General features: G+C 46.7%; 13 protein-coding genes. 8 read left to right on the plus strand and 5 right to left on the minus strand.

Features of this window, described 5'->3' with window-relative positions:
- Positions 1-18: 18 nt before the first annotated feature.
- Positions 19-3,393: a maltose alpha-D-glucosyltransferase gene (gene treS, locus R3B84_06775; protein MEZ6140256.1), complete on the minus strand. Its 3,375-nt coding sequence runs from the start codon at positions 3,391-3,393 to the stop codon at positions 19-21.
- Between the two features lie 249 nt (positions 3,394-3,642).
- Here treS and kdsA point away from each other — a divergent pair, with 249 nt between their 5' ends.
- The 3 genes from kdsA to R3B84_06790 all read left to right on the plus strand — a co-directional run bounded on the left by kdsA (position 3,643) and on the right by R3B84_06790 (position 6,715).
- The gene (gene kdsA / locus R3B84_06780; protein MEZ6140257.1) at positions 3,643-4,473 is read left to right on the plus strand and encodes a 3-deoxy-8-phosphooctulonate synthase; all 831 of its coding nucleotides are present in this window, start codon (positions 3,643-3,645) and stop codon (positions 4,471-4,473) included.
- Positions 4,473-6,197: a hypothetical protein gene (locus tag R3B84_06785; GenBank protein ID MEZ6140258.1), complete on the plus strand. Its 1,725-nt coding sequence runs from the start codon at positions 4,473-4,475 to the stop codon at positions 6,195-6,197. Before kdsA ends, R3B84_06785 begins: the two co-directional genes overlap by 1 nt.
- Before the next feature lie 167 nt (positions 6,198-6,364).
- Positions 6,365-6,715: a hypothetical protein gene (locus R3B84_06790; protein MEZ6140259.1), complete on the plus strand. Its 351-nt coding sequence runs from the start codon at positions 6,365-6,367 to the stop codon at positions 6,713-6,715.
- A gap of 1 nt (position 6,716) precedes the next feature.
- On the opposite strand, the gene R3B84_06795 is transcribed toward R3B84_06790, so the two are convergent.
- Both R3B84_06795 and R3B84_06800 read right to left on the minus strand, forming a co-directional pair.
- A complete protein-coding gene (locus R3B84_06795) occupies positions 6,717-7,949 on the minus strand; it encodes a serine/threonine-protein kinase (GenBank protein ID MEZ6140260.1) in 1,233 nt (410 codons plus the stop codon).
- A 234-nt stretch (positions 7,950-8,183) separates the two neighbouring features.
- On the minus strand, positions 8,184-9,134 hold the full coding sequence (locus R3B84_06800) for a B12-binding domain-containing protein (GenBank protein MEZ6140261.1): 951 nt from the start codon (positions 9,132-9,134) through the stop codon (positions 8,184-8,186).
- Between the two features lie 175 nt (positions 9,135-9,309).
- On the opposite strand from R3B84_06800, the gene R3B84_06805 reads away from it, so the two are divergent.
- The 3 genes from R3B84_06805 to R3B84_06815 all read left to right on the plus strand — a co-directional run bounded on the left by R3B84_06805 (position 9,310) and on the right by R3B84_06815 (position 15,670).
- Positions 9,310-13,395, plus strand: coding sequence for a family 16 glycoside hydrolase (locus R3B84_06805; protein MEZ6140262.1), 4,086 nt, complete (start codon positions 9,310-9,312; stop codon positions 13,393-13,395).
- Positions 13,396-13,551: 156 nt separating this feature from the next.
- Entirely contained in the window at positions 13,552-14,766 is a 1,215-nt protein-coding gene (locus tag R3B84_06810; protein MEZ6140263.1) for an inositol-3-phosphate synthase, read from the plus strand.
- Between the two features lie 25 nt (positions 14,767-14,791).
- Positions 14,792-15,670, plus strand: a complete 879-nt coding sequence (locus R3B84_06815) for a sugar phosphate isomerase/epimerase family protein (GenBank protein ID MEZ6140264.1) — start codon at positions 14,792-14,794, stop codon at positions 15,668-15,670.
- Between the two features lie 24 nt (positions 15,671-15,694).
- Here the strand turns inward: R3B84_06815 and R3B84_06820 are convergent, their stop codons facing one another.
- Positions 15,695-16,579 carry an alpha/beta hydrolase gene (locus tag R3B84_06820; protein MEZ6140265.1) on the minus strand — a complete coding sequence of 295 codons (885 nt, stop codon included), beginning with the start codon at positions 16,577-16,579 and terminating at the stop codon, positions 15,695-15,697.
- A 172-nt stretch (positions 16,580-16,751) separates the two neighbouring features.
- Between R3B84_06820 and R3B84_06825 the strand changes: the two genes are divergently transcribed.
- Positions 16,752-17,063: a hypothetical protein gene (locus R3B84_06825; GenBank protein MEZ6140266.1), complete on the plus strand. Its 312-nt coding sequence runs from the start codon at positions 16,752-16,754 to the stop codon at positions 17,061-17,063.
- 276 nt (positions 17,064-17,339) lie between these two features.
- Here the strand turns inward: R3B84_06825 and R3B84_06830 are convergent, their stop codons facing one another.
- On the minus strand, positions 17,340-17,675 hold the full coding sequence (locus R3B84_06830; GenBank protein MEZ6140267.1) for a DUF3817 domain-containing protein: 336 nt from the start codon (positions 17,673-17,675) through the stop codon (positions 17,340-17,342).
- Between the two features lie 72 nt (positions 17,676-17,747).
- Between R3B84_06830 and R3B84_06835 the strand changes: the two genes are divergently transcribed.
- Positions 17,748-18,170 (plus strand): FHA domain-containing protein, encoded by a 423-nt coding sequence (locus R3B84_06835; protein ID MEZ6140268.1) that lies wholly within the window; start codon positions 17,748-17,750, stop codon positions 18,168-18,170.
- Positions 18,171-18,188: the final 18 nt, after the last annotated feature.

The following is an 18,188-nucleotide window of genomic DNA, read 5'->3' on the forward strand; positions in this document are numbered from 1 at the left end:
AATAATATAACAAGTAAATTATTGCATTAATTGAGTAATGCGAATGATATTTAAAGATATCTGTTCTCCAGATATCTCCAATTCTTTTTGTAGCGTTCTCAGTGCAATTTCCAGTTGGCAAATATGAAGCAAATTACAAAGCTGATCTAAATCTGCAGGTAACAGGTCAGTCCCTTGCATTTCCTGAATATATCCCTGAACAAAAGATTTCGAAAGCCACAGGCACCATGCTTCCAGCCATGGTCGGCGATAGTCGCCAAGCGTATCGACCGAAACTGTTGTTACCGATTCTTTTAATGATACATGGGTAACAGTGTATAACGAATGCAGCAAAGTAGCGACATCACGCAGAGGAGTTGATTTAATACGGCGTTGACCAATCGTTAAATCGGGATTTCCTTCAAAATCGATGATAACAAAATCTTTCCCTGTAAATAATATTTGTTCTAACTGATAATCGCCATGTAATCGAATTCGTTTTGCATGAAACTCTTCCTGGTTCAAAATTTGAAACCGATCTAAAATTTTATGTTCCAGTGCAAGTACCTGACTGGCGAATATCCGATCCTGTTCAGGTAAGGTAGGGAGTATTTTCTGCAATTGCTGGACAACTGATTTTGTGATCCCGCGTACAGACTGGTAATAGCTGCGTTGGGATAGTTTATTAAATGGTTCTGGATGAAAAGCATCCTGGTTGATTGTTGACAGGAATAAGTGGAGTTGCGCTGTGCGTTGGCCTAATAAAGTGCCGTAAGCCATGTATGGACCAATTACGGTCCATACATCATCAGGTGGCTGCAGATTTAAAAGATCTGGATTCAAGCAAACCCCAGGCAACGCCTCAACTGTGGGTGGCTGCGGACATTCTGATTCGATTCTTTCGATATATCTTTGCAATTCGTCAAAAGCATTGTTCCAGCAATTCCCCTGATGATCATAATATTGTTGAAAAATAACCAATGTGATTGGTTTTTTGCTACTTGACTGCTCGTATTGATAGGAGTTGTAGACTCTGGAAACCTGATTGGAGATAGGAGAATCAGCAATCATTCGCCCCAATTCCCATTCAGGATTGATGCCAAAATCGGTGATACGATACAATTTGATGGCATGTGAATGACCGACCAATGCATGGGCGTTGCGTTGGGCTCCCAAGGGAAACGTCACATCCATTGGATCATTTGCGGGATCTGAGCTTGCTAGTGCAGTTAATTGAATTTTTCCAGACATCGCGTGCAACGCGACAACAGGCAAATAGGCTGGGTCAATATATCGCCAAAAAGTAGCTTCTCTGGTAGCATCACACAACGTAAAAGATTCGCCAGAAGCCAAGGCAACTTTCATCGCTGCAGCATTTGGCCGATCTCCCAGTATATCGGTACTTAATAAATCGTTCGCAAAAACCAATGGACAAACTACAAGTTGTGTATCGTAATCCCGATAATCAATAGAAATCATGAGTATTCTGAAGAATTCCGGCGATGGCGACCTTGGCTCATTGATCACTACACTTGAATCACCCACAATCTTCAACGAGATTACATCAATGACCTGCAATCGCTGAATTGTTTTATGATGGCTGGGGTACCATGCTTGTGCTACTACGAACTGCTGCAAAGCATTTTCTAATTGTTGTCGATGTTTGTTTTCAAACAAGTTGTCAATATTATCAGTGAGTTTAATTTCGATTAACGCAGAATCATGTTTTAACTGGTTACTGCTTTGCTGATCGAGGCGGAACCAATAAAACGCATATGGCCCCATTGTGAGAAAATATGGCAACTCACCAATCGGTGGGAAGGGTTGTTTCCCAAGCAATTCTACTGGGCGATAACCGCGAAACTGGCTTAGGTGGAGCTCCGTGTACTGTACAAACCTCGAAAGATTAAACACACCTAATATTGTTTCGTTCTCATTTTCACGCAGAAAAGCAAGCACTTTATGGTTATCTGGCGTCAGAATCGTAATGCTGCCTGTGCCGAAAACTGGGTGCTGTTTCCGTAATGCAATCAGTCGACGCATCCACCATAGCATGGAGTGGGGGCGACGCAGATCGACTTCCACATTTCGAGACGCGTAATGGTATGCCGCGTCAATGCTGACTGGCAAGTACAATTTTTGTGGATTCGCCCGCGAAAATCCTGCATTCCGATCTTCATTCCACTGCATCGGGGTGCGTACCCCATCCCGGTCGCCCAGAAAAATATTATCCCCCATCGCAATTTCATCACCATAATAAATCACGGGTGTACCTGGTAATGAAAGCAATAGCGCGTTCATCAACTCCATCTTGCGGCGATTATCTTTTAACAGTGGGCCAAGGCGCCTACGAATGCCCAGGTTCACACGAGCACGTGGATCATCCGCATACGCCCGATACATGTAATCTCGCTCTTCATCGGTTACCATTTCCAGCGTTAATTCATCGTGATTTCTTAGAAAAATGCCCCACTGGCAATTTTCTGGAATAGCGGGGGTCTGATCGAGAATATCGATGATTGGAAAGCGATCTTCTCGCTCAATCGCCATGAAAAGTCTGGGCATCAGCGGGAAATGGAAATTCATATGGCATTCATCACCATCCCCAAAATAAGCGGCAGCATCTTCCGGCCATTGGTTCGCCTCTGCCAGCAACATCCGGTCCGTGTAATTCGCATCCACATGTGCACGCACTTTCTTCAAAAACGCATGAGTTTCCGGCAGATTCTCACAATTCGTACCTTCCCGCTCGTATAAGTAAGGCACTGCATCCAGGCGAATTCCATCCACCCCACGACTCAACCAGAAATCCAGCACGCCAAGAATCGCATCGTGCACTGGCGGGTAGTCGAAATTCAGATCAGGCTGATGGTGGTAAAAACGGTGCCAGTAATACGCCTGTGCCTGATGATCCCAGGTCCAGTTAGATCGTTCAAAATCCTGAAAAATTATCCTCGCTTGCTGGTATTTTTCTTCAGTATCACTCCAGACATAAAAATCACGCCAGAAATCTCCTGGTTTCGCACTTCTTGATTTCTGGAACCATTCATGTTGGTCGGAAGTGTGATTCATTACCATCTCGGTAATTACCCGCAAATTTCGAGCGTGGGCCTCGGCAAGGAACTGCTCAAAATCCTCAATTGTCCCATAGCTGGGATGCACTTTCGTGTAATCGGCGATGTCGTAACCATCATCCCGCAGGGGCGATACAAAGAACGGCAATAGCCAGATTGTTGTAACACCCAGGTTCTGAATGTAGTCCAGCTTTTCCGTCAGACCCGGGAAATCGCCAATGCCATCACCGTTGGAATCGTAAAATGCTCGCACGTGCAGTTGATAGATGACTGCATCCTGAAACCACTGTTTGCTGGTGCCTGTTTGTGAGGTGGTTGTATTTTGAGAATTATCCAACATTCTAATGACTACCTTGTTATTGTTGAATGGGAATAGTTGACTGGACAATCAACTAACAGAATTACAATTGGATTGGTACTAATCTTATATCTTTTCTGGCTATTTTTTCAACGTTTTGTATTTATTGACTCTTCCCAGATTGAACTCGTTTACCTCTCAGAACGTAATTTACAAGTGTTGTTGATTTCGATTGAAGTAGATCTGATTCTGCCGATAATATCTCCTACTTCTAACTTTTTGGTTTCTGGAATGAACCTGGTATCTATTGGCGAAAGTCAGATTGGTCGCGGGCAAGACCTGCTCTGGATTCTCGGGCCGTGCGTCATCGAATCGGAAGATCTGGCCTTTCAAGTGGCAGACTATCTTCTAGAATTGAAGCACCAACTGAACATACAGATCATTTTCAAAGCATCTTTCGATAAGGCTAACCGGTCTTCCGGTTCTTCATATCGCGGGCCGGGTCTGGCAGATGGCCTATCGATTCTGGATCGCGTGCGGCATCGTACCGGTCTGGCAATAACCACTGACGTCCATGAAACCCAACAAGCTTCTGCCGTTGGCGATGTGGTGGATATTATTCAGATACCTGCTTTTCTGGCACGACAAACAGATCTTCTCCTGGCAGCCGGTCAAACGGGCAAGGTGGTCAACGTCAAGAAAGGCCAATTCATGGCCCCTCGTGAAATGGCCAACGTGGCTTCGAAAGTTCTGGAAACCGGAAACAATCGAATCTTGTTTACTGAACGTGGCACTACTTTTGGGTATGGCAACCTGATTAACGATATGCGGGCGATACCACAGATGCAGGATATTGGTTATCCCGTTGTTTTTGATGCCACCCATAGTGTGCAATCACCTGCCAGTCAGGGCAATCGCACAGGTGGCGACCGCACGATGGTCCCTTTTCTGGCACGTGCAGCCACTGCTGCAGGGTGCAACGGCATCTTTCTGGAAACACACCCTGACCCGGATGCTGCACTGAGCGATGGCCCGAATATGATTCCATTAAGTCAACTAACAGAACTGATACAAACATGTACCGAAATCCATGCCACACTGCTAGCTCGGGGGATCGTCTGATGTCGTTCATTTCATACATGCGAGTCCTGTTAACTGTGGCATTCATGGCTTTCTGCATTGGGTGCGGGTCGAAACCGCCTGAGTATGTTGCAACCGATTCCCAGAACAATCAACAATCTGGTACCGACAGCCTGGACGAACTTCAGAAAGCTACGAACACGGAACAAATCCGTACTGTCCTGAACCAATTTGACTCGGACAATACAGAAGTTGGTAAAAGGCCAGAATTAACGGAAGCAGCAAAACAATCTCTCGTGAAAGCGGGTCTCTCGCCGCAAGAAATTGAAGAATGTTCGCGTCAATCTTTTGCACCCAACGATGCCTTTTTCATCCTGGAAAGAATTCGCATCCGCAACAGTATTGCAGCACTGGAAATAGCCAAACTTTCCGCACCAGCGAAACTGGCTCAGATTACTTCCTGGTTGAACCGCATGGTTTACCTCCGTTCGAATTTCCCGGTGCCTACGGCAGCATCGGATACTTTGCTGTTCGGCCTGGGCAATGAACTTTCACTGGCAAAGCTGTATCAGGTCACTTTTCAATCGATGGGCTATGGGGTGTTTTTCCTTGCAGATTCCAAGCTGAAAACAACACCTGCCTGGAAACCCAGTAGCCAGTTTTCTGTACCACCTGTGCTCGGAAAGATTGATGCATTGCTGGTCCTGGTCGATCAAGAAGCATTTGTGGTCGATTTCCGCAACGGACAGGTGCTGGGAAGTTCGGGCAATCCAGTACCACTTTCTAAACTGGCGGAAGATCCAAAAGCTTTTGCAACAGTTACCGCAAGCACACCCCCCAACTGGATTGCATATCACAGCGACGCACCTGTTGCATATTCATCCAAAATGAAGTGGCTGGAAACTCAATTTTCCCAACAGAAACAATGCTCGCTATTTATTGATCTGCCTGCACAAATAGCAACGATTGATGCCTTGATTAAGTCGCATCCGCAATTGATTACAAAGCACCAGCGTTGGGCTGTAGAAAACGATCAATATGCTCCTTCGCAACTGACAATCCGTTACAACATTCAGGAACCTATTGATGCAGCCACCAATCTTTCACCGATGCTGGCAGCACGCACACAGTTGTTCCCCTATCCTGTGCCAGACCTGAAAGTCAACAACCAATATGTGCGGGAACAAATTGCCCTGGCCCACCAGGGGATCTATTTCCGACTCTATTATTCGGAAGAATCTCCCCGGCAGCAGATCCTGAATGGATCTTTCCGCGATGCTACTTCAGTGCTTTCCGAATTACGCACACTGACAGAAACCGCACGCTCCAACGGCTATGATCAGGCGAAAACCGAAAAAGATCTAAATGATTATGAAGCCTGGCTGACTGCGGTAACCAAAGCGGACGCCACATATCAGCGATTGCGGAATTCTGATGAGTCTGAAGCAGCAAAAGCTAAGAATGAACTCGACCGGCTGCGTGCTGACCCACGAAAACAATCGTTGTTGATCAATGCGTTGTTACGCAGAGAAAGCGATGATTACCTGGTGGAACTGAATTACCTTCTTACCCAGACGGTGCTGGAAAGAGCATTCCGAGCGGAACTTCGCAATCCCAAAATGAATAGTGACAGTTGGGATAACACCATCTACTGGCTGAAACGTTATAAGGATTCTGCTGAACGCAGCTCGATTCGAAATCCAGATCGGGATCGCCACATCCAAAAGCTTTTCGATCTTTGCAAAACATACATAACTCCCAAGTAAGCCAGTTTCTCACAATAAGTGGCTTTAAGTACACATATAAGACGCACACAACTGTATTTTATTTCACATATTTTTGATTTTTTTTCAATTTTTTTCTGCAAGTGTTGGGATTTTCCTCATCCTTACCACTGAACTAACCTTGAAAACAATCTGATGAATATTTGACCATGTGCATCATTCGACTACTGATCGTTCTTGCTTTATTGCACGCTTCTCATGCGGTGGGATTGGCCGGATGGCTGGGGTTTCGTAATGGTTCTTCGCAAAAAGTGATTGTTCAAGAGAGTTTTCAGGTGGGAGAAAGTGTTCAATTCAACCGCCCGAAGGTGCTTTACAAAAACGAGTTATTGCGGGATGCAGCCGGGAAGCCAGGTCAGGTGCGGATTTTTCGTATCACAACGCAAACCAACCCACCATTGACTACAACAGTCCGTGTGGTTCACCCACCTGAAATAGAGAACCATCTCTATCAAATCAGCTTAATTCAAGGCAAAATTCACGTGGAAATTGTCAAATAGATTAGTTTTTCTTAATCAATTTCGCTACTACTTCGCCATCGCGTTCGATGATTACCTGACTCGGTGCCAAATAATAGCCTGTCAGCGGTTTCCGAAGTTGTAAATCGTATTTCCCAGACTGAAGAATGAGAGGCTTCTCATTTGTAGCTACCCCTAAGAGTTGGCTACCTGACCAGACCTCAATTTCGGTGTTTGCATAGTTGGATTCGATCACCAACTGCCCTTTGTTCCATACCCAGAAGTATAAGTAACATACCACTACCACAAAGGCAGTTGCAAGAACCATCAACAACCCACTAAACATACTTGTTGTGGGTTCCTTGCGGGCGTTGGCCACAAACTTTGGCCTGGTCGGAGGCAATGTAGGTTGGCTGGTAACAGAAGGTTCTTCTGGCACCGTAGGTAAATAATTTGGAATAAGCATTTCCCGCCGACCCAGCCGATCCGCCACTTCTTTTGCCGATTTGGGACGATGCTCAATACTTTTTGACATCAATTCTGAAACCAGATTCGAAAATGGGGCGGTAACTGAGTGATCGCGTGCTGTGAGTCGCACTGGTGTTCTATTTTCAAGACTGGTCATAATGCTGACTGCAGTGGGGGCATCAAACGGTTTGTCGCCGGTTACAGCATAATAGAGGATGGTTCCCAGGCTAAAAAGGTCGGATCGGAAGTCTAATTCTTCCCCACGGGCCTGTTCCGGGGACATGTAATTTGGTGTGCCAATGATGAAGCCAGATCCGGTTAAATGTTCGCTGCCAGTGGCGAAAGCCAGTCCAAAATCAAGAATCTTCACCTGATTGGTTCCAGCCTCCAACCATATATTAGAAGGCTTGACATCCCGATGAATTAACCCCGCACAATGGGCAGCATCCAGCCCAACAGCAATTTGCCTGCCAATTTCAACTGCTTCAGCGAGGGGGAGTTTTTTTACACGATTCAGGCGTTCTTCCAACGTTTCGCCAAACAGTCTTTCCATTGCGATGAAAGGCAAATCGTTTTCTTCACCAACCTGATAAATTGTAACGATGTGGGGATTCTTGACCGCCGCCGTAGCTTCTGCCTCACGCTGAAAACGCCGTTTAGCAGCGAGTTGATCACCCAGATCGCCCCGCAATATCTTTAGAGCCACCACTCGCTTCAATTTCTCATCTTCGGCCTCAAAGACGACCCCCATCCCTCCGGAACCTAATTCCTTGATCAGGCGATAGCCCGCAAAACGTTCTATACGCACAGTCTCTCTTGATTTCGGAATTTCAAAACCAGTTGAACCAGCATTTAGTTGCTGGGTTTCTGCAATAGAGGTTGGCTGTTTGTTCTCTGGAATTGTGGGGATTAATGAAGTTGAAGGGTGTATCGGCTCGGATCGATCGTTAGCAGAATTCTTGTTCGCATCAGACATGGAAATTTCGATCCAACAACTTCTTAAGCAATCATAACTCAATTATGGCGAAAGTCGAAGGATAATCTAGCTGTCTGCTTCAGATTCAAACGGGCTTTCTGTCATTTCGCTGCCCATTGAACTTCTTTTGGTGCGTTTGAAAATTCGTTTTGCATGCAGAGAAAGCTCGGACATTCCAGCCCCATAGGTACCAAAACGGATACGGCCCTGGATATCCTTATTGCCAAAAGCTCTGCCACCATAGATCACAGAAATACCACGAGATGCAGCTTCTGAACAAATTTCATTGGTGTCATCAACCAATTTATTGTGGTCGGAAATGTGGTTAGCAGCAATCCAGATCAGTTTGGGCTTCAATTCATTCATCGCACTAAAGTAGGCCTCAACAGGAGTGTGTGGGCCAAGATTCACCGCATTCCAGCCCTCATCCAACAGCAACAACTTGGCCATCAAACTTGGCAAAGCGGTGGGATCGGTTTCCGGTGCCCCACCACAGGCGGTGGGAATCGAACTGGATAATGGGCGTTCTAATTTTTTCTCTAATTGAAATAAACTGGCTGTCACTGCCTGTGTGGCACGATGTTCCTGCATGACCGATATTTTGCCTTTCTCCCAACCAGTACCCACTTTTTCCATGGTGGGGCTGATGATTTCGTCCGCCACCTGGGAAAATGAAAGACCAGATTCCAATGCACGGTGGAGACATTCCGCAATTTGTTCCTGTTGGCCAGCAAATACAGCCACACTGATCTGATCGATCAGTTCCTGTACAGATACCTGTTTCTGTTCGGTTACTTCAGGAAAGACCGACAAATCATTGTGGGGCAGATTTCGAGAGCGGATCAGTCGTAACACATCCTGATACAATAACTTACGATGACCGCCTGCAGTTTTGTGAGCTGGTAATACGCCCTCATCCACCCAGCGTTTGACCGTGGTGATCCCCACGCCGAGGGCAGTTGCTACTTGAGCAGTACTGAGATAGCGATTTTCAGCGATTGTCGTTCTCCAGTGTATTCAAATATACACATAGTTATTCTAACGCGAACCAGAAAGATTAATCAAGTGGCTCCAGGCGAAAAAACGGCCAAAACGACCATTTTTCTCTTTTTTCTTTCGAGTCCAATTCTTCGTCGATCTTTTCGAAAAAGTTTGGTACTGTATTTCTTCATTCAACTTTTGTGGTGAAACAATGAAGCTACACCTCTCTCTTCTCATTCTTTTTTCATTTATTCTGCCCGTGTTTGGGCAAAAAGACATGGGTGTTCTACCCATCGATGACCGTGGGGCACCTCTGAATCTGGATTTTGAAACTGGTAACCTTAAAGATTGGACTATCGAAGGAACTGCTTTCCTGAAACAGCCCATTCAGGGTGATACCGTGAAAAAACGTCGTCCTGATATGGCCAGCGGACATCAGGGCAAATATTGGATCGGCGGGTATGAAATTGCCCAGGATATGCCGAAGGGAACTTTACGCAGTATTGCGTTCAAAGTGACCCACCCTTGGGCAACTTTTCTGGTTGGTGGTGGGCCGCATGTCAACACATGTGTAGAAATTATCGATGCCGAATCCTCCAAACTGATTTTTCGAGCCTCCGGCACCGAATCTGAGAATCTGGAACGCGTTCTTGTTGACTTAACTAAACATCAGAACAAAAAAATCTATATCCAGGTGGTAGACAAACATTCCGGACACTGGGGACATGTGAATTTCGATGATTTCCGCTTCCACCAGACGAAACCAATCGTGCCAATTCGCAAAGGTGCATTAAAGCCTGATGAATACGCCCACGCGGGTCTTGCCCCCAAAGATGCCCCAGGTGTGATGACGGTTCCAGAGGGTTTTCGGGTTCAGTTGTTTGCGGGTGAGCCGGATGTTCACCAACCAATTGCGTGCTGTTTCGATGCCAAAGGCCGGTTGTGGGTGGTGGAGTGTTACCTGTATCCTAAACGCCACCCACATCAAGGTGTGGTGCTGCCACCGGAAGAACGAAAAAAAGGTGACAGAATTCTCATTTTTGAAGATACCAACCAGGATGGTGTCCATGATAAACGCACTGTCTTCATGGAAGGGCTGAATTTTGTTACTGGGATCGAAACTGGCTTTGGCGGCGTTTACATTGGTGCCGCACCCTACTTCTGCTTTATTCCAGACAAAAATCAAGATGATGTGCCAGATGCAGAACCGCAAATTCTACTCGATGGCTGGGGCCTGCAGGACACCCACGAAACCCTGAACAGCTTTTTGTGGGGTCCAGATGGCTGGTTGTATGGCTGCCATGGCGTATTCACCCACAGCAATGTCGGCAAACCCGGTGCACCAGACAGCGAGCGGAAACGGATCAATGCAGGGATTTGGCGTTACCACCCTACCAGGCATGAATTTGAGGTATTTTGCCACGGCACCAGTAATCCCTGGGGGCTGGATTTTAATGAGAATGGACAGTTTTTCATCGAAGCGTGTGTCATTCCCCACATGTGGCACATGATTCAGGGTGCTCGCTACCACCGTCAAGGTGGGCAGCACTTCAATCCTTACACCTTCGACGATATTAAAACCATTGCCAAGCATCGCCACTATCTGGGTGCCACACCACACTCTGGAAACAACAAATCAGATTCTGTTGGTGGCGGGCATGCCCACTGTGGCTTAATGCTCTATCAAGGGGGTAGTTGGCCGAAAAAATACCACGATCAGGCCTTTATGGGGAACATTCACGGCCATCGTATTAATGTGGATGCGCTTACCGCCACTGGTTCGGGTTACAGTGCCGATCGATCTCCGGATTTCCTGCTGACAAATGACGCCTATAGCCGGCTGATTGACATGATTTATGGGCCAGATGGCAACATGTACTGGATCGACTGGTACGACAAACAAGCCTGTCACCACAACAATCCAGCAATCTGGGACCGCACCAATGGGCGAATTTTCAAGGTATCTTATGGCACCAAGAACCCTTACAAGGAGCCAGCAGATATTACAAAGTATGACGACTTGCAATTGGTTCAATTGTTGACCCATCCCAATGAATGGTATGTGCGAATGGCAAGCCGTTTACTGCAGGAACGCACCTCACTGGAACAGAAAAAATTTTCACCTGTTGTAATTAATGAATTGAATAAACTGTTGAACAAAACCAATAGCACCCGCACCAAACTGCGGGCATTGTGGGCGTTACACCGCACAGGATTGTTGACCCAGAGTGATTTGCAGCAAATTATCAAATCACCAGAGGCAATCGTCCGTGCATGGGTGATTCAGTTGTCAACAGAATTACCAACAACACTACCTGAAGAAACCGTTCAGATTTTCACAAAATTAGCAAAAGAAGACCCCTCTCCCGTTGTCCGATTGTACTTAACTTCTGCTCTGCAAAGACTTTCCGACAAACAAATAATTCCCATTCTTCAGGAATTAGTGCTCCATCTAGAAGACAAGACAGACCACAACCTGCCATTGTTGTTGTGGTACGCACTGGAGCCATTGACAAACCAACACCTCAGCTCGGCACTCCAGATTGCAAGCCAATCAGTTCACCCACAGCACCTAGCATTTGTGGTCCGCAAGGTAGCCAGCAGTGGGAAACCTGATGAAATCGACACGATTCTTAAAATTGCCCAACAATTTGATTCGCCAATAGTTCATCAATCAATTGTTGATGCATTAAATACTGCTCTGGTGGGCAATCGCAATTTGAAAGCCCCACCTGCATGGAAAGGTTTCTTTGCCAAACTTTCCACTAGCGAACAAGCTAATGTGCGTACGGGCACCATCGCCCTGGCTGCCAAATTCGGCGATCAGGAATCGATGTTGCAACTCCGTAAGATTCTGTCAGATAAGAAGTTAGGAAAAGAGATCCGAATGACTGCGTTGCAGGCACTTCGACAGGCCAAAGACGAGCCCTCAGTGCCAGTTCTGCAGGAATTGCTTGCAGAACCTGCAATCCGGCTTGAGGTGATTCAGGCGTTGGGCAGTTTTGCCCATGTGGAGACACCGGAAAAACTCCTCTCCGTCTGGCCACAACTCAATCTCGATGAAAAGCGGATTGCTTTGAATGTACTATCCAGCCGATTAACCTACGCCAAAGAACTGGTGGCTGCAGTTGATGCAAAAATGATTCCCGCAACTGAATTAAATGCAGAAATAATTCAAACACTCAGACAATACAATGACAATTCAATTGTTCAGAAGTTAAACCAGTTCTGGGGCACCATCCAAACAACACCAGAACAGATTGCCAAAGAAATTGCTCACTGGAAGACAGAATTGACCAAAAACCCTGCGGGGGATCTGGAAAATGGTCGCAGTCTGTTCCACAAAACCTGCCAGCAGTGCCACACCCTTTACGGCCTGGGTGGGAAAATTGGGCCCGATATTACCGGCAGCAACCGCAGCAATCTGGATTACCTGCTGGAAAATATCTTTTCACCCAGTGCGGTTATTCAGAAAGAATATATCCCCACGAATTTTGAATTGCTCGATGGTCGAAATATCAGTGGCTTTATTCGGGAAGAAACACCCAAAGCTTATCGAGTACAGACCGCCACCGAATTACTGGTAATTGCCAAAGAAGATGTTCTTAGCCAGAAACCCAGCAAGGTTTCGATGATGCCCGCAGATCAGATGAAAACCTTCCAGCCAGATGAAATTCGCGACCTGGTGGCATATTTACGCCACAATCAGCAGGTCCCGATGCTTCTGAATGAAGTGAATGCCAAAGAGTTCTTCAACGGGAACAATTTGCAGGGATGGCAGCAATCAGGCACCCGCTGGAGCGTAGAAAATCAGGAATTGGTGGGCCGATCGCCAGGTCTGAAGAAAAATGAATTTTTCGTGAGTGACTTTATCGCCACCGATTTTCATCTGGAAATGGAAGTCAAACTGGCACCCGATGCCGGAAACAGCGGGGTACAATTCCGCAGCAACCTCATTCCAGGTGGGGATGTCAAAGGCTATCAGGCAGATATTGGCAAAGGATGGTGGGGAAAACTGTACGAAGAACATGGCCGCGCTCTGCTTTGGGATAAAGATCATTCCAGCCTTGTGAAGGTGAATGATTGGAATCGCTATGAAATTATTGCCGATGGCAACAAGATTATCACCAAAATCAATGGCAAAGTATGTGTCGACCTGGAAGATCCAGCAGGGTCCAAACGTGGGATTTTTGCTTTGCAACTGCACTCGGGTGGTGCCTTTGAAATCCGTTTCCGGAATATCCAACTCAAACCGCTTCGTGTTCCTGTCCCACCCAAACCAAACGCTGGCAATTAAAGTTTGTTCATTATTCGCTTGGGTAATTCGCCATTTCTGGTGAAATTCCTTAATTTGTAACATTACCCACCGTTTGGCGAGTGATTTGCAACGCTACACCTGCGTCGATGATGTCTGGAACACCACTGGAAAGTAAATTTACTGAGTAGCAGCCTGATGAAAAATAATCGTAGAGTTGGTATCTGGCTGATCGGCGCCTGGGGTAGCGTGGCCACCACCACAGCTGTGGGGCTGGCTGCCATGCGTCAGGAACAGCAATCACGGGTGGGTCTGGTAACGGAGAATGGCTGGTTTGAAAAGTTAAATCTGGATCAACCAGAAGCTTTTGTCGTGGGAGGCCACGACATCCACCAGGGTTGCTTTGTTTCGACTGCCCAGAAATTACATCAGCAAGCGGGGATGTTTTCTGGCAATTTGCTTACGGAAAACAGCGAAATACTTGCCAAATGGACAGAAAATGTATGCCCAGGAACGGTGCTGAACGCTGATGCCAAGATTGAATCGCTGTCTGAAGTACAATCGACAATACAATGTGCCACACCTGCGGAAGCAATCGAAAAGATTCGGGCAGATATCACCGCTTTTCGCACGACCCACCAATTAGATCAGGTGGTGGTGGTCAATACAGCTTCAACGGAGCCCCCCTTCCCTACGCACGATCATTTGAAATCGCTTTCGCAACTGCGAGCCAGACTGTCCGAAAAGTCGAAAGAAGTCTTACCTACGAGCAGTATTTATGCCTTTGCAGCGATCGAAGCAGGCTGTCCGTATGTCAATTTTACTCCATCGTTGGGCAGTTCTTGCCCAGCCATTGAAGAACTGGCGCGTGAAAAAGGAATCCCACTGTCAGGTCAGGACGGAAAAACTGGCGAAACCTTACTGAAAACCGTACTGGCACCGATGTTCGCTGCACGAAACCTGAAAGTGCTCAGTTGGGCGGGCTTCAACATTCTGGGTGGTGGGGATGGCTTTGTGCTGAACGACCCCGCCAACAAGGCCACCAAAATTACATCCAAAGACCAGGTACTGTCCGATATTCTGGGCTACCGACCACAATCGCTGGTGGGCATCGAATATGTGGAATCGTTGTCCGATTGGAAAACCGCATGGGATCACATCCACTTCGAAGGCTTTCTGGGCACTCGGATGATGATGCAGTTCACATGGCAAGGGTGTGACTCGATTCTGGCCGCCCCCTTGGTGATCGATCTGGCTAGGCTGGCACTGCACGCCCAACGGCGGCAGGAAGTGGGACCACTTACCTACCTTGCCTCATTCTTTAAAAGCCCGATCGGCACCAAAAAACAGAACTTTTTTGAACAACTGAACGAATTATGGCAATATTCACAGACTCAGCCAGCGAACTCGTAATCAGAAAGTTCGCCTGGTAACGCCCATGGTTTCAATTACCTTTCCGGATAAACAGATGAAACTGGCCTTCAGCACCAATGCTTACTTGCGCTATTCGTTTAGCGATGCGGTCACTCGATTAGCCAATATCGGCTATGCTGCAGTGGAAATCATGGCCGATGTGCCCCACGCCTGGCCAGCATACATGTTACCCGAGCAGTTGGACGCTCTGAAACAGGCATTAGCGAGTAACATATTAGAAATTTCTAATATTAATGCCTTTATGATGCACGCTATCTCCGATCCCAGGCAACTTTACTGGTTTCCATCATGGCTCGAGCCAGACCCTAACTACAGGAGTGTGCGGGTCAATCATACCAAGCGTGCCTTAACCATGGCCCGTGCGTTAGGAGCAAAATGTATTACAACTGAACCTGGTGGACCGGTAGCACCAGGGGAAAGCTGGCAGGAAAAACTTGCTGACTTTGTGGAAACACTCAAACCAGTTGTAGAACATGCAGAAAATGAACAGGTAATGCTGCTGGTGGAGCCCGAACCTGGCTTATTGATTGAAACCACGCCGCAAGCAGAAGAATTAATGAGTCATTTCAATTCGCCTTACTTCGGTCTGAACTTTGATATCGGCCATCAGTACTGCGTCGGGGAAGATCCAGCAGATTCGCTGAAGAAACTTGCAAAGCATGTGCACCACATCCATCTGGAAGATATCGCAGAAACGCGGGTGCATCACCACCTGGTACCTGGAACAGGTGCCATTGATTTCGCAAGCGTGCTGCAAGCTGTGAAGGATATTGCATACAGTGGTTGGGTAACGATTGAGCTTTATCCCTACACCGACGATCCCGACGCTGCCGCACGAACAGCATTGCAGCACATCAGCAAAATAGCCGCAAGTATTTACTGAGCAGGCATTTCCGTTCGAAATCTATTACGGAATCAATTGCCTTAGTTTCAGCCAGTTTTCAAGCATCCCAGGCCAGCTTTTCGAATATTGTGCTGCGGGGCTGCCTTTGGGGTTCTGACTGAGTCCCACACCGTGTGGTCCTTTTTCGTACAGATGAATCTCTGCTGGAACGCCCGCTTTTTTCAACGCCAGGTAATACAGAATGGCATTTTCCGGCAGCACAACTTTGTCTTCGTGGGTATGAAACAAAAATGTGGGTGGTGTTTTTGCAGTGACGTGCAATTCATTTGAAAAATAGGCCACTTCTTCTTCCGTGGGAGATTCTCCTAAAAGATTTCTTTTGCTTCCACCGTGGGTCACTTCTTTGTTCATCGTGATGACGGGATAACTCAGAATTGAAAAATCTGGGCGGCAACTCACCTGATCGACGGGATCCTTTGCCTCTTTGTTCCCTTCATCGAAGTGGGTCGATGCGGTACTTGCGAGGTGTCCCCCTGCAGAGAAGCCCCAGATGCCAATTTTGTCGGCCTTGATTCCGTACTGAGTTGCATTTGCTCTGGTCCAGCGGATCGCACGTTGAGCATCCAACAGTGGGGCCATCTTCAATGGCGTAGGACGTTGGCTTGCCGTGCGATATCGCAACAGAACGGCAACAATGCCACGGTCGTTTAGAAATTTGGCAATTTCAAACCCTTCGTGACCAATTGCCAGCCCACCATAGCCACCACCTGGACAAACAACAACCGCAGCACCAGTGGCTTTGCTGGGTTCCGGCTGATACACCGCAACGGTTGCACGATTTTTTTCAATTCCACCAACAGATGCAGGTGGCTCCCCATCCCAAAGCGGGATTTCTTTCACAGGTGCCTGTGCCAGCAGTAGCACAAGAGTCGAAATGGCAGAAAACATCAGAAATACCCCCAATTTGGTCTGACATTCGTGCAAATATTGAAAATGTTCCACGTGGAACACTGATAGTTACTTAAATGTCAGATAGTCTTCGGTAGCAAGCAATTGTGTTCATCTTATTTCTGATTCGCTAAACTGAGTAACAAGTTGAAGAGCTTTGGGGTCGAAACGGATGAATCCTCGCGTTTTAAACATGGGCATGTTAATTCTGTGGGTGGTCATTTCGATTGGCCTGTTGACCCGCGCATGGTGGATGCCAGCACAATACCAGCATCGATTCCAGGGTGAACGGATTGTAATGGTCATGGGTGTCGTTATCATGCTGATCATCTGGAATCTGATCAAAGTGTTCGGGAATCGAATTGGAAAAACGAAAGGGAAAACTGCCCATCAGGAGTTTCGGGAAAAGTACGGAAAGCCAAAAGAAATTGAAAATCCTGAATTTAATTTTACTGAAGATCAAAATAAATCTGAAGCAAAATAATCGTCACAACTACTTACAAGAAAAGAAGTTAAGAATATTATTTCTAACTCTATTCCATCCATTCTTGTTAATTTTTGCATTTTTTTACTACTTTTGTGTCCAACTTCCAAAAGCTGTGCGTGTTATCTCATTAGCCATCGGTGGCTGATCCGGGGTATGGAAGCAAAGTAACGTCTGCTTCACTTCCATGTCGCCCACACCCCGGCGTTTTAGAATCCTGAAGCGACATTGTAAATGAATCAGTATTTGATTAATAAACTAATTATCAATCACTGATCACTTGGAGAGTTTAGGTTCGTTATCCTTTCTTGGTAAATTTTGCTGCAGGTTTTTGGCAGCAAGGTAGTAGCGATCAAACATAAACGGGCCTAAAGGCAATATGGACGCAATGGTGCCCCAGATGAGCACGGAAAGTGGCCAGCGAAACCGAAAACTTGCCCAGGCCAGGATAATTAAGTACCCCACCCAGAGGGCACCGTGGGCGGAACCAATAATGGTAACCCAGATTGGGATCTGAAAAAGATACTTCAGTGGCATGGCAAAAATGAGAAGCAGGAGAAAGGAAACTCCTTCAATGAAGCCAATCCAGCGAACTGTTGAGAAAAAACGCACGGTAATTCCTTAGAGGTTCTTTCGTTATTTAGGGAGTTTGGAGTCCAATCGGCTACGAAATTAAGTATCAGCATGGAACATTCGCCAAAAAATTCGTTTCTGCATGCGATTGATCAGTACATCACTGCATCGATGGGCCAGGCCACTGTGCTTGGGTTGAATGTTCATAAGGAACACTCTGCAAGCGATACGCACCTGGGAGCAACCGAATATCCGTTCAAAATGATCGCCCACAATCGGAAATTTCGGCTAAGAATCGGAAAAAATTTGATCGGCAGGTCAAAAGATAACAACATAGTTATAAACGATCACGCCGTTTCCCGGCACCATTGTGTGGTGGTGGTGCACAGTAACCTGCGGTGCGAACTGGTGGATATGGCATCCAGCAATGGCACGCTACTCAATGGTGAACGAGTTCGCAAGCCCACTACGATCCAGCCTGGGGATGATATTTGCATTGGAAATGAACGATTGCTCTTCAGTAAAAATGAATAGCTTCTCATAAAGTCGATT

It is taken from the genome of Zavarzinella sp. (assembly GCA_041399155.1).
GTDB lineage: Bacteria > Planctomycetota > Planctomycetia > Gemmatales > Gemmataceae > JAWKTI01.